A 13,166-nucleotide genomic window follows, 5' to 3' on the forward strand; every position below is an offset into this window, starting at 1 on the left:
GGTGGAACGCTCTACGAGATCGAGGTGCGCTGGCTGGTCGAACGCGAATGGGCCGTCACCGCCGATGACATCCTCTGGAGACGCACAAAACAGGGCTTGAGGTTGAACAAGGAACAGATTGCCGAGCTCAACGACTTCTTGCGGGTGCCTGAAGCGGCCTGACCGCTCGTGCAGCAAATCGTTCAATCGGTGTTGGCGTTTCTGCCGTTTTTCAGCACGCTGTCCTGTGTCAGGACATAGTCGTCTGCAGCCGACAGAGCGAGGTCCAGATGGCCTTCGAAAACCAATTCGGATTCATCGGGTCTAATCCGTAGTTTCGGCATTCCGCCAAAACGGACGGCCTGGGACTGGGCGAGGCCGTCGGTGATCCCGCTTTCCAGAAGGTCGAAATATCGTGTGCCCGGTCCTGTCAGGTAAACAGGCATGTGGCCGTGCAAGCTGAAGAGCCTTGACAATCCGTTGCCAAGCGACAGTCCGGCTGTACGAAAGGCAAGGCGTGGCATGCGTGCGCCGGCACGTGCGGCGACAGCAATCTTGTCGACTTCTGCGACTGGCACGAACTTCGCCGGTTCGGCATGGGTTGGCGCTTCAAAGGCTGAACGGAGGATCGCGTAAAAACCGCTATAGGCCTCGATACAGCCTCTCGTGCCGCAACGGCACAACGCGCCATCAGCGAGATGGAGCATGTGCCCGAAGTTTGGGGCGCTGAGGTCGATGGTGTCACCGTTTCGTCGCGCAATCCCAAGTCCGATGCTGTGGCCCAGCGACAAGGCGACAAGCGCCTCTGCGCCGGCGGCCAGCTCATCGCGCATGTTTTCCCTGATCGCCACCGCTTTTGCGGCAAGCAGGGTTTCATTGTTCAGGGTAACCCGAACTTGCCCGTTTTCCCCCAGAATTTCCTGAAAGTTGATTTTCTCGTTACCCAGTACCGGCGACCAGACGAGCGTGGCGGAGGTCGTGTCGACCAATCCTTTGCTGCTGATGGAGATCTGGAGAATGTCTGTTCTGGATATGTGTGAACGTAGTGCCAGCCTTTCCATGCCGGCGACGATGGAGTTGGCGAACGTACCTTTTGCAGTCACGTTCCGTTGTTCTGCGAACCTGTCCACCAGTTTGCCCGAGTAATCCACAAGCGAATACTGCACGCTGTCGGACGAGATGATGATAATTGCGACGTAGCAAAAGGCTCCGTTTGGACCAAAGAGAATTCGGGGACGTCCGCGTCCTGCAGCGTTTTGTTGTTCCTTGCGTTGTATCAGTCCTGTCCGTTCAAGATCTGCGGTTATGGCAGAGACCGTCGCCGATGCCAGTCCGGTGAACGATGAGAGATCTGTGTGTGACAGGCTGCCTTGGCGACGAAGGGCCGACAGCACCGAAAGGCTGTTTTTCTGGCGCACCAGTTCGGTACTTGCAATGACGGACATGTGCCGTGTCTGCTCCCTGAAGGGTCTGTTCTTGTTGTCCCTGCGGGCATGCCAATGGCCGAAGCCACAAGCCAAATCAAGACATCAAAAGACTGCCCGCAGCCGTTGTTGACAGCCTGGGGAATCTCTGACATTAATTTTCTCGACTGTCGAGAAAATTGTGAAATCACAGTGGCCGGCAGCATTTTTCGGGCGGTTTTCCTGCATGGAGGTGCAGGCTTCGCCCTTACCGGGAGGACATCATGAATTCATTTGCCAAGCTTTTGGCGGGCACCGCTGTGCTCGTTTCTCTGCATACAGCCGCTATTGCTGCCGATCTCGTCGTGGGCGTTTCCTGGTCCAACTTTCAGGAAGAGCGCTGGAAGACCGATGAGGCAGCGATCAAGTCCGCACTGGAAAAAGCCGGAGCGAAATATATTTCTGCGGACGCTCAGTCATCAGCTGCCAAGCAGCTGACGGACGTTGAATCGCTGATCTCGCAGGGCGCCAATGCGCTTATCATTCTTGCGCAGGACAGCGACGCAATCGGCCCGGCGGTAGAAAAGGCCGTTGCTGAGGGTATTCCGGTCGTTGGTTATGACCGCCTGATCGAAAACCAGAGCGCGTTCTATATTACCTTCGATAACAAGGAAGTTGGACGTTTGCAGGCTGCTGAAGTCTTCAAGGTCAAACCTGAAGGCAACTACGTCTTCATCAAGGGTTCGTCTGCCGATCCGAACGCCGACTTCCTGTTTGCCGGGCAGCAGGAGGTCCTGAAAGCCGCTGTTGACAGCGGCAAGATCAAGAATGTCGGCGAAGCCTATACGGATGGCTGGAAGCCAGAAAACGCCCAGAAAAACATGGAGCAGTTCCTGACCAAGAACAACAACAAGGTCGATGCTGTTGTTGCTTCGAATGATGGAACGGCTGGCGGTGCAATCGCTGCTCTGGCGGCACAGGGTCTTGCCGGTTCCGTTCCTGTTTCGGGTCAGGATGCTGACTTTGCAGCCCTTAATCGAGTTGCGCTCGGCACGCAGACGGTTTCCGTCTGGAAGGACAGCCGTGAACTGGGCAAGGAAGCAGCGGGCATCGCGCTGGAACTTGCCGGTGGCAAGAAGATGACAGAAATCAAAGGTGTGACGACTTTTGAAGGTGGTCCGAAGAAGGTCGCGATGCAGTCGGTATTCCTCAAGCCGGTTGCCATCACCAAGGACAACCTCGGTGTTGTGATCGACGCTGGCTGGATCAAGAAAGAAACAGCTTGCCAGGGTGTGAAGGCCGGAACCGTCAAGGCCTGCAACTGATACATCAAGTGTCCGAGCTTGGGCGCTGCGCTGCAGATAGTGGCGCGGCGCCTTTCAGACGTGAGGAGGACCGGCAGTCCATGGCCGACATTACCCAAACCAATTCAACCACGCCGTCCAAGAGCGACAAATCTGGTTCAATTGCGCGCTTCATCAGTGCGACCGAACTGGACACTCGTCTTCTTGGCATGGTTGGTGCGCTTCTTCTGATCTGGATAGGATTTCATATCCTTTCCGGCGGCCTATTTTTGACGCCGCGAAACCTCTGGAACCTGTCGGTACAGACAGCCTCCGTTGCAGTTATGGCAACGGGGATGGTGCTTGTAATAGTCACCCGCAATATTGATCTATCGGTCGGGTCCATCCTTGGCTTTTCCGGCATGATCATGGGTGTGACCCAAGCGGAGATTTTGCCGCAGATCCTCGGTTTCGAACACGGCGCGACATGGATCATCACGCTTTTGGTCGGCATTCTCGTCGGTGGTGGCATAGGCATGCTGCAAGGCTCCATCATTGCCTTCCTCAATGTGCCGTCCTTTATTGTCACGCTTGGTGGCCTACTGGTTTGGCGTGGTGGTACGTGGTTCATCACCAGCGGTCGTACGGTTGCTCCAATGGACTCGACCTTTCGGCTTATGGGTGGTGGCACCAGCGGGTCGATTGGCGCTACGTGGAGCTGGATCGCTGCCATCGTCGCCTGTCTCGCCATTGTTGCAGCGATCCTGAATTCAAGGCACCAGCGTCGCCGTTTTGGCTTTCCATTGCGTCCCGTCTGGGCGGAGTATTTTCTGGCAGCACTCGGCTGCTTCATCGTTATTGGCTTCGTTGCGATCGTCAACAGCTATCCGTGGCCGGTCAACATCGCCCGCAACTACGCGGATGCGAATGGTATCGCTTGGCCGGATGGTGGCTTGTTCATCTCTCATGGCATTGCCATCCCGGTGCTGATGGCGCTCGCTGTCGGTGCCGTGATGACATTTATTGCCACTCGGCTGCGCTTTGGCCGTTATGTCTTTGCCATCGGCGGAAATCCGGAGGCGGCGGAATTGGCGGGGATCAAAACCCGCTGGGTGACGGTGAAGATATTCACGTTGATGGGCGTGCTCTGCGCCATCGCAGCCGCAATATCGACAGCTCGACTTAACGCCGCAACCAACGCACAAGGAGAGCTGGATGAACTCTACACCATCGCCGCCGCAGTGATCGGCGGGACGTCGCTTGCTGGCGGTGTCGGAACGATAGCGGGCGCGATGCTCGGTGCGCTGGTCATGCAGTCGTTGCAGTCCGGAATGGTGCTTGTGGGGATCGACACGCCTTTCCAACGCATTGTCGTTGGCGTGGTGCTCGTCGTGGCCGTGTGGCTCGACACCATCTACCGCGCTCGCGCAAAGTAAGAACCGAGGAGACACCGATATGGTTGAACAAATCACTCCCCTCGTGGAAATGCGTAACATTTCCATTTCCTTCGGCGGTATTCATGCGGTGGAAAACGCCTCCGTCGATCTTTTCCCCGGAGAGGTCGTGGCCCTGCTGGGACACAATGGCGCGGGAAAATCGACGCTCATCAAGATTCTTTCCGGCGCCTACAGGCGGGATAACGGAGAAATTCTCATCAACGGCGAGGATGCGGATATCCGCAATCCCCGCGACGCCAAGAAATACGGGATCGAGACGATCTATCAGACCCTGGCCGTCGCCGACAACGTCGACGCCGCAGCAAATCTTTATCTCGGACGTGAGTTGAAGACGAAGTGGGGTACGTTGGATGACGTTGCCATGGAAGCCTCGGCGCGAGAGGTCATGGGGCGGTTGAACCCGAATTTCAGACGCTTCAAGGAGCCGGTGAAGGCGCTTTCAGGTGGTCAGCGGCAGTCCGTCGCGATTGCACGTGCCATTCTGTTTGATGCCCGCATCCTCATTATGGATGAACCAACTGCAGCGCTTGGTCCCCAGGAGACGGCGCAGGTCGGTGATCTAGTAAAGGAATTGAAACGGCAGGGGATTGGCATCTTTCTCATCAGCCACGATATCCATGACGTGTTCGATCTCGCCGATCGGGTATTCGTGATGAAAAACGGAAAGGTTGTTGGTCACGCCCGCACACAGGATGTGACGAAGGACGAGGTCCTTGGCATGATCATCCTCGGCAAGGTGCCGGCCGGTGCGGTGCCAGGTCCGGGTGCCGTCGCGGTGTGAAACCTGATGACATTTTCCTGATACTGAAAAACGCCCGGTCTATCCGGGCGTTTTGCTTAATGGATCAGGCGATCGCCGTGCTGGTCTGGGCGTTTTGTGCAAGACGAATTTTAGCAGGAATGCCGATTGCCGTTGCACCTTCGGGCAGGTCGGTCAAAAGCACCGAATTTGCGCCCACCGATGAGCCTTTGCCGAGCGTTATCCCCCCTAGCACGACACAACCCGCACCGAGGAAGACATTCTCCCCAATGACCGGATCGCTCGCATCCGCCTTGCTACGTCTGCCGATCGTTACATTCTGCAGCACCGTGACATTGGCGTGAAGAGTGGCCGCGCCAATAACGATGCCGTAAGGATGGGGTATGTAGAGCCCGCCCGCGACCTTTGTTACTATCGCTATCTCCGATCCAAAGAGAATACATGTGAGCCACCACCATACGCGTCGTAGGGGTTTGCCGAAGATAGGCACCCGTTCAAGTATTTCTTGAACGCGACGAGCAAATACGAACTGAAATCCTGCAGTGAGGAAAAAAAGCCTAAGTATCAACTTTGCGTTTAAATCGGCTTTTTGGATGCGCGCGTAATTGCGTATGTCCGCCTTTATTTTCTGAAAAAGAGTTTCTTCAATCATTGTTCTAATAATTCTGAGATGAACCGAGCACACAGGGAGATGTGAAATATATTGCCGTCCTGTGGCACTTCCTAATTAGAAACGCCCATGGTATGAGCGATATCAGGTTAGATTGTGCGATGCACAAGAAGTCGTTTTTTTTATTTTTATTATGATGTTTTGCTTCGTACCCCGCCATTTCGTCAAGACGGAAAAGAACGAAGAAAAGGGAATTTAGGTGTTGCGACTGTTTGGTTTGCGACTTTTGGGATGGATTCTTCAGCTTTGTCTTATTGATAAGCTATCTCCTCTCAGGGGAGGAGTTGTATGAGGCCTCTAGGAGCAGCGAAAAGTATATCAAACCTGGGACTGCGTGGTTTTACGCTCGTTTTTCGGTTCGTTCTTTCATTCTACATCGTCAAATATCTCGGGCTCGATGCTACAGGCATCTATGGGCTTGCTGTTGGCGTTATCAGTTTTGTGCCCGCATTTGTCGGCTGGGGACTTAACTATTTTGTTGCCCGTGATTTGGTTGGTCAGACGCGCGAGTTCGCTGGCGTGCGAGTTAAAAGCCGGTTGATGGTGACAACGGTCTCGCTCGGCGTTGTTACGATCATTGGCTTAGGTATTACGGTGGTGCTGGGGCTAGATGTAAAACGCATCCATCTGCTTATTCTCATGCTGCTTTGGCTTGAGACATATGCCTTGGACATCCATATTCCGATGATTGCGCAGGATATGTCGATCCAGGCGAACATATTGGTTTTTTTCCGCTCGGCACTTTGGGTGCCGCTGGTAATCGGCGCTGGAGTACTACTACCTGAGTTCCGTTCGATTGAATGGGTCTTTCTAGGCTGGATTCTTTCCTACATTCCAACTTTGTTCGCGTTGATGTATTTCATTCGTCAATGGCCGTTTAATGAGATCGTGCGGGCGCCGATTCACAACGAATGGCTGCGGTCTCGTCTGAAAACGTCATGGATAATATATGTCAGTGACCTTTGCCTTGTCGGGTTGATGTATGCGGACCGATATGTGGTCAATCTTGTACTAGGACTGACACTAACAGGCATCTACACTTTCTTTTGGACGCTGACGAACTCGTTGCAAACGCTGATTAGCACTGCGGTGGTGCAAGTAGCACTCCCAATCCTCTTCCGGGCACACAACGAAGGTACGTCGACGGACTGGCGAAAAGCCATGCGCGAGCAATTTCTCAAGACTGCAGCGATGTCGATGGTGCTTAGCTTTGGGATATTCGCTGCTTGCGAAATATTAATCCACCTCATGGACCTGCACCAGATTGCCGACCATCGTGGTCTATTTATCATGATGTTGTTGGCGGCCGTTGTTCGGTCGTGTTCGGACATCTTGAGTACGGGTCTTACTAGTCTGAGAAAGGATAGGCATTACGCACTGATTAACATGGTCGGTGTGGTGCTGACTGTGTCGGTTGCTTACGCCATGATGATGATCTTTGGTCTTGATGGAGCTGGAATCGCGGCGCTGACGAGCGCACTTTTGATCGCCACAGCTAAGGCCGTCTATCTTGTTAAATTTGCCACAACAATGAAGGGACCGGATCATGCGTAAGCTTGCCGGAGGCTTTGTATATGCCCTAGGGGCGCTTAGTGATTTTTGGTCGTTGGATTTTTGCATCCCTTTTTATGGAGAATACCAAGTATGATGGAAAAGGTTTCTATATTTGATACTTCCTATGTAACCGACAATCTTGGCGACCAAATCATTATGGAATCTGTGCACAAACATTTGCGCGAGATTTTCCCCAACGGCTTTTTCACCGGTATTCCGTCCCATGATGTTCCTGGTCCGGTTGCTCGTGATTACTTGAGAGATGCGGATTACACCTTTGTCGGCGGTACGAATATTTTAGTTAGCCATTGGTGGTGGTACCGCCAGTGGAAACTTCGGCTACAGGATATTTCGCGCGCAGGAAGCCCCCTCTTGATGGGCGTAGGCTGGCACAAATACCAAAGCACGCCAGATTTTGCGACCAAATGGATTTACCAGAAGCTTCTAAACAGGAAATACCTTCATTCGGTACGTGACACCTATACTCAGGAGAAGTTGCGCAGTGTCGGCATCCATAATGTCGTCTATACCGGATGCCCGACCATGTGGGATTTGACGCCCGAACATACCGCCGAGATCCCTGTGACGAAGAAGGATGAGGTCGTCTTCACGCTGACAGCTTATCTACGCAAGCCGGAAATCGACAAAGCTTTCGTAAATACGCTCAACGCAAACTACAAAAAAGTTCACTTCTGGCCACAGATGTATGACGATCTTGCCTATCTCAATGAAATTTCATCCGGTCAGTTTGACGTCGTAGAGCCAAGCCTTTCCGGCGTTCGTAGTATATTCAAGAGTGGCAACGTCGACTACATTGGCACACGGTTGCATTGTGGCATTCTTGCTCTGCAGAACAACGTGCGATCATTAATCGTGGAAGTTGACAATCGCGCAGCGGAGATTTCTCGGAATACAAACCTACCCACCTGTAAGCGCGATGATTTTACTTCCATGCAGACGTGGATCGGCGGCTCTGAAAAAGTGTCTTTAAACCTGCCGTTTGATGCAATTCGCAAATGGAAGTCGCAGTTTGTATCGAGCTAATTGGCGCTAAATTTTAGGGCCCGCTGCTTGTGCCGTTGCCAGTTGCGGGCCCTATACAAGAATCTGTCGCTTAGAATATTTGGATGGCCATGTATCAGGAAAGTATCAGGCAGAAGGTGACGGCTGACCTGAGAATGTTTGCCCGCCGGGAAAGTCGTGTTTATAATTGGAAGTCGATTGTAGGTCTCTTTCTATTTTCTCCCGGATTTCAGTTCATTTTCACAAGGCGTATTCAAGAAGCCGCAGAGAGACTTCCTTTTGTCGGTAGTTCTATTCGTAAAATTGTCTGGGCGATCTCTGGTGTATTGTTTAAATCCGGTATTGATGTCGATGCCGAAATTGGTGGTGGCTTCTATATTCCGCACCCATATGGAATATCGGTTGCGCGTGTGATTATAGGCCGTGATGTGACGTTGTTGCAGAATGTCACCATTGGTCAGTCAGGGTGTGGAAAAGAAGAAAATCCTGTGCTTGAAGATGGGGCCTATATTGCAGCGGGAGCCGTCGTGACAGGTAAGATCAAGGTAGGGAACAGTGCTCGTGTTGGGGCAAATTGTGTTCTTCTGGAAGATCTGCCTGCCGGAGCAACAGCCGTTGCTATACCTGCCATAATTTATATTCGAAAAATCACATAGTATCACTTCCAAGCTTTCTTCTGGTGACCCTGTATCTGCAGCTTTCACCATTACCGAATTTATATCTGCTGTTCGCTACTGGATTGCCTGTCTAATTTTTCAATCAGTATCGGATCGATAAAATACGTTCTATCCGTTTAAACCCATAGCAATCGCCTGCCTGTATCGTCCTGACACAAGACAAAGACATGGGCGGACAGGAGCGAAAGTTGATGGTGAGAGTTAGACATCTTGCAGTGATGGCAGTAATAAGCGCAAGCACAATTCTGGCTGGTACTGCTCAAGCCTATGCTTTCACGCCGGGCGGTATTGCTCGCAACGGCACGCAAGCGCAAAATCGTCCTGGTCTGTTCCTGACCGGTCGACGTGAGACAATCCCGCCCTTTGCCTTCGCCAAGTTCTGTTTGCAGGAGAGTGATCAGTGCCGCGCGCAAGGTACGGAAACCAACGTCGAGTTGACAAAGGAAAAACGCGCTCTACTGCAGCGGATCAATTCCGAAATCAATACAAAAATTGCTTATTCCGAAGACAATGGCGCTGACGATGATTGGAAAATCAACGTTATACAGGGGGACTGCGAGGATTATGCGCTAACCAAGCGACAGCAGCTTCTGAAGGCTGGTTGGCCTTCAGGCGCGCTGCGGATCGCTACTGGTAGGCTTGAAAACGGGGTCGGACACGCAGTATTGATCGTGAGCACGACAAAAGGCGATTTGGTTCTTGATAATCGTACCAATGTTGTCAAGCCGTGGATTGCGACCCAGCTTCGCTGGGTCAAAATTCAGTCGCCGGATGATCCCAACAAGTGGCTGTCTCTCTGATTGCATAAAGAAAATTTTGATGGGCTCGCAAACATTGTCGGGCGTTGGCAGTCAGAATCAAAATATCTGCCAACGCTTTTAACCGTCATCTCATCACATCCGTAGAAAAGCGCTGCGCGTCGCGCTAGTCCGCTTTCGTCAAAGCGCTTCGTAACTGCTCGGAGAATAGTAGATATCCATCTCTGTTCATGTGAATACCGTCGAAGCTAAGATCGGATTTTAAAAGACCGTTCGATGAGATCAGGCTATTGATATTGAGAAACTTGCATCGTGATCTGCTGTCACAAACGGATTTCTCCGTGTTGTTGAGCGCTTGAACATAGTCTCTCTGGCTGGCATTGCCGGTGTAGGGCGTCGAGACGAAGTAAAGCTTATTGGACTCGGCCAAAATCTGAATAATTGCTTCAATATTCTGTTGGGACTTTTCCAGCCGCTCGCTGCCCAGATCGTTTGTTCCTATAACCGCGACAACCGTCTTTGAACGAATATCGTATTTTTTGACCCTCTCGAGCAGTTGAGCAGACGTTTCGCCGGCTATTCCCAGGTTGGCAACGTCAATAGGTTTGAGGAAGTCTGCCCAGTTTCCCAGCTCAATGTGAGAGTCACCGATAAACAGTATATCCTTGCTGATATCACCCTTCTTCAGGTCATCCTTGACTGGGTACATTGAGTTTCGATTGTAATCGAGATTTTTCCCCAAAATACGCCGCTCAACTTTGGTGATGAGATCATAAGGAAAGATCTTCGTTTGTGCTGAAACGAACCCCCAAAGGTACACAAGCGTAATAATCGTCAATGCCGATATGATGTAGGTATATTTTTGCATTTCTCTATCAATCAATGGAGGTTAGGCTTTTTCGAGCTGGTATTTCTTGTTTTTCCCATGCGATGAACTTGTAAATGGGTGTTCGATAAAACGATATGTGAGTGTCGACACCAGCATGGTTAGCGTGATTCCTGCGAGTAGCAGATAGTATCCTTCAATATTATGGTAGTGAAGAACCCGTAATATCAGAGGATGTGTTAAGTATACCGAGTAGCTTATAGTTCCAAGCCAAATCAATATCTTGTTATGCGCGATCGATGATGCTCTGAATATATAGAAAAAGAAGAAGGTTGCCGCGCCAATCAGCCAGGAGCTGAGCGCCACCTGAAACGGCATGATCTCGGCGGATTGGCTGCTGGGTCGCAACCCGAAGCCGACGTACAGAATGAATGCCGTCGTGCAAAGGAACAGGGCGTTTACAATCATGAAGTCTCGGAGCTGGAACCTGCCTCTGGAGTAATCGAGCACGAAGAGGCCCCAGCAGCACGCGAGCATCATTCCCAGACGTCCAAGAGGAACGCGGATCGGAGAGTAAATCGCGATCAAGCTCACAATTATGCACAGCACAAACGCTGTTATAAGCAGTCGGTTGGTATGTAAACTACCGTTTATTTTCCACCACCCAAAAAGACCGATGTACCACATCATCTCGATAACGAGTGTCCAGGATCCTTCGACATAATCGACTAGGCCAACCCACGAATTTAAGAAGAAAATTTGGCCGAAGAACGTGAGGCCAAGACTTTGCAGAGGCTCTAAAGCAACAAAGGTTTTGAAAAGAAAAGTGAGCGCGAAAATAAACAGGTAGAGTGGGTAGATACGTGTTGCTCGTTTAACCCAAAAATCAGCAGAGGATTGGGAACGCTCCAAACTAGAGGGTATTACGAAGCCGCTGACGAGAAAGAAGGCGAACACACCAGCTTGTCCGAAATTCGCAATCCAGTTGTAGGGCCCTTCACCAATCACGCGAATAAAGCCGCCGTATTCTAGGGTGTGCTGCAGCAAGACGTAAAGTGCTGCCAAGCCGCGGATACAGTCAATGTAAACAAATCTGGAGGGCGATCTGGGTGCTTCTGCACTCATCGAGAATATTCCTTTACCCGTTGCCGGTAACATAGATCGAAATATGCGAGAAAATTTCTCTATGATGTAGAGCAGTCAGGTTGGTCGTACTTCAGCTTTCTCAAATCTACTCGAGAAAGATCCGACTTTTTTCGCTAGTCTGCCTCTTGTTTCTTCCTTGAACCGAAGCGCGAAAATGTCGCTAAAAATATAGCCAACCATGAGCGTGGCGAATGAAGGGCCGTAACATTGAACTGTCACAGCGTAGATGTTGAATATGGTCATCATTTGCAGTTTGGAGATATCGACGCTGAAAGACGCGCTGCGGTACATCGAATAAAAATAAAACAGTATTGGGAATCCCATCATTAGGAAGGTCACCAGATAGAAGTTATCCAGTGGGATCATCAAATGTCCGTAGGATGTATAGAACATCGGATAAGTGAAGCATCCTAGCCCGCACCCGGTAAACATTGTGACGGGAAACATGTCTGCCATTACGATGAAGGGACCGCTCCAAGTGTTGTTGATGCGGTCCTGAAGGCTGAGCAGGTTTCCGCTAATGCTTCCAAGATCCATACCTCCCACCAAGAGCATAAGCAGTGGCGGCACCAGCAAACACAGGAAAGACAGACGTGCTGATGACCTGAGAAGGAATACACTTATCGCCTTGTTTCGAATGCAATAATCGAGGAGATAGAGTGCTACGGAAACAACCATCACGCCCATGGCAGTCTTGCTTGTGGTGGTATTGATCGCCCAAAATGCAAACGGCAGACAAGAGAGGTTTGTCATCAGGGAATGATGTCGGGACAACATTGTGAAAAGGAAAACGATGAAGTAACTCGCCATTGTACTGTCGCCAGCAAAGCCACCATAGCGAACGATACCGCCACTTACCCACCAAAGACGAGTTGCTTCGCGCGTGACGCCGAACACTTCGATTTCTTGGCCAAGCCAAGGATAATCTACATGGGGATTGAGCAGCAGGCCGATGATTGTTGCGATAAATATGAATCGCAGAAAATTCATCACCCAACGTTTTTGTTCGACCGCGACACCGCCGAGGGCTAACCCGATAAACATCGGTGCGAACATTTTGATGGACGAAAAAAAGCCGACCATCGTGTCATTGGTCGTCAGGAGGCTGACTGCCAGCGAAAATATGAAGCAAACTGTGACCCATATTCCATAGAGATTTTTGCGAACCCATATTTGCTGGAAAGCGAAGATAATGAAGGCAATAAAGGCTGTTATATCGATGAGAAACCATACGAATCCGATATGCAGCAAGTCGAAGTAATAGCGCATTGCACCGGACAGCGCGTCACGCGTCGCGTACATAAGAAAAGCGAGAGTCAGGAAAAATACAGTGAAGTTTTCGACATTGCGTCGAGTGAAAAACTTGTTCAAAAGAACGCCCTTAAAAAATAACGTCTCTGCAATCCGGCGGCTTTTCGGTCCTCAGTGCCGTTTCAGGCCTCGCCTCTCGCGATGCAATAAATTTTAACAAACAGAAAATTCAAATTCAGCTACGGTTTTGCACACAAACAAACATGAAAAAATATCATAAAATTATTCGTGGGCCGCGTCCTTTCGTCAAGGCCCAACTTCGCAACTGCGGAATTTTTGATTGTTTGCAGTAAATTTCCCAAGTTTGTTGCGGTAGATT

12 protein-coding genes and 1 pseudogene are annotated in these 13,166 nt (G+C 50.9%); 8 read left to right on the forward strand and 5 right to left on the reverse strand.

Annotated features, from left to right (window positions below):
* A pseudogene (locus tag ACIQT8_RS16485) lies at nt 1-162 on the forward strand (glycerol-3-phosphate dehydrogenase); the annotation flags it as partial.
* 20 nt (nt 163-182) lie between these two features.
* Here ACIQT8_RS16485 and ACIQT8_RS16490 read toward each other — a convergent pair.
* Nucleotides 183-1,424, reverse strand: a complete 1,242-nt coding sequence (locus ACIQT8_RS16490) for an ROK family protein (RefSeq protein WP_400967220.1) — start codon at nt 1,422-1,424, stop codon at nt 183-185.
* 242 nt (nt 1,425-1,666) lie between these two features.
* Between ACIQT8_RS16490 and xylF the strand changes: the two genes are divergently transcribed.
* From xylF to ACIQT8_RS16505, 3 genes are all read left to right on the forward strand, one after another.
* Nucleotides 1,667-2,707, forward strand: coding sequence for a D-xylose ABC transporter substrate-binding protein (gene xylF / locus ACIQT8_RS16495; protein WP_138793519.1), 1,041 nt, complete (start codon nt 1,667-1,669; stop codon nt 2,705-2,707).
* Between the two features lie 80 nt (nt 2,708-2,787).
* Nucleotides 2,788-4,101, forward strand: a complete 1,314-nt coding sequence (locus ACIQT8_RS16500) for a sugar ABC transporter permease (RefSeq protein WP_138793518.1) — start codon at nt 2,788-2,790, stop codon at nt 4,099-4,101.
* A gap of 19 nt (nt 4,102-4,120) precedes the next feature.
* Complete coding sequence (locus ACIQT8_RS16505) at nt 4,121-4,903, forward strand: ATP-binding cassette domain-containing protein (RefSeq protein WP_138793517.1); 783 nt, start codon at nt 4,121-4,123, stop codon at nt 4,901-4,903.
* A 64-nt stretch (nt 4,904-4,967) separates the two neighbouring features.
* On the opposite strand, the gene ACIQT8_RS16510 is transcribed toward ACIQT8_RS16505, so the two are convergent.
* Nucleotides 4,968-5,534 carry a serine O-acetyltransferase gene (locus ACIQT8_RS16510; protein WP_400967225.1) on the reverse strand — a complete coding sequence of 189 codons (567 nt, stop codon included), beginning with the start codon at nt 5,532-5,534 and terminating at the stop codon, nt 4,968-4,970.
* Between the two features lie 306 nt (nt 5,535-5,840).
* Here ACIQT8_RS16510 and ACIQT8_RS16515 point away from each other — a divergent pair, with 306 nt between their 5' ends.
* The 4 genes from ACIQT8_RS16515 to ACIQT8_RS16530 all read left to right on the forward strand — a co-directional run bounded on the left by ACIQT8_RS16515 (nt 5,841) and on the right by ACIQT8_RS16530 (nt 9,606).
* Nucleotides 5,841-7,106: a lipopolysaccharide biosynthesis protein gene (locus ACIQT8_RS16515; protein WP_400967228.1), complete on the forward strand. Its 1,266-nt coding sequence runs from the start codon at nt 5,841-5,843 to the stop codon at nt 7,104-7,106.
* Between the two features lie 90 nt (nt 7,107-7,196).
* Nucleotides 7,197-8,150 (forward strand): polysaccharide pyruvyl transferase family protein, encoded by a 954-nt coding sequence (locus tag ACIQT8_RS16520; protein WP_400967231.1) that lies wholly within the window; start codon nt 7,197-7,199, stop codon nt 8,148-8,150.
* 83 nt (nt 8,151-8,233) lie between these two features.
* Nucleotides 8,234-8,785, forward strand: a complete 552-nt coding sequence (locus ACIQT8_RS16525; RefSeq protein WP_400967233.1) for a serine O-acetyltransferase — start codon at nt 8,234-8,236, stop codon at nt 8,783-8,785.
* A gap of 188 nt (nt 8,786-8,973) precedes the next feature.
* Complete coding sequence (locus ACIQT8_RS16530) at nt 8,974-9,606, forward strand: transglutaminase-like cysteine peptidase (RefSeq protein WP_400967236.1); 633 nt, start codon at nt 8,974-8,976, stop codon at nt 9,604-9,606.
* A gap of 124 nt (nt 9,607-9,730) precedes the next feature.
* Here ACIQT8_RS16530 and ACIQT8_RS16535 read toward each other — a convergent pair whose 3' ends face one another.
* The 3 genes from ACIQT8_RS16535 to ACIQT8_RS16545 form a co-directional block, all read right to left on the reverse strand.
* Nucleotides 9,731-10,432 carry an SGNH/GDSL hydrolase family protein gene (locus ACIQT8_RS16535; RefSeq protein WP_400967239.1) on the reverse strand — a complete coding sequence of 234 codons (702 nt, stop codon included), beginning with the start codon at nt 10,430-10,432 and terminating at the stop codon, nt 9,731-9,733.
* Between the two features lie 21 nt (nt 10,433-10,453).
* The gene (locus tag ACIQT8_RS16540; RefSeq protein ID WP_400967242.1) at nt 10,454-11,515 is read right to left on the reverse strand and encodes an acyltransferase family protein; all 1,062 of its coding nucleotides are present in this window, start codon (nt 11,513-11,515) and stop codon (nt 10,454-10,456) included.
* A gap of 75 nt (nt 11,516-11,590) precedes the next feature.
* Complete coding sequence (locus ACIQT8_RS16545; protein ID WP_400967244.1) at nt 11,591-12,907, reverse strand: hypothetical protein; 1,317 nt, start codon at nt 12,905-12,907, stop codon at nt 11,591-11,593.
* Nucleotides 12,908-13,166: the final 259 nt, after the last annotated feature.

Source organism: Agrobacterium sp. NPDC090273, assembly GCF_044772305.1.
GTDB lineage: Bacteria > Pseudomonadota > Alphaproteobacteria > Rhizobiales > Rhizobiaceae > Agrobacterium.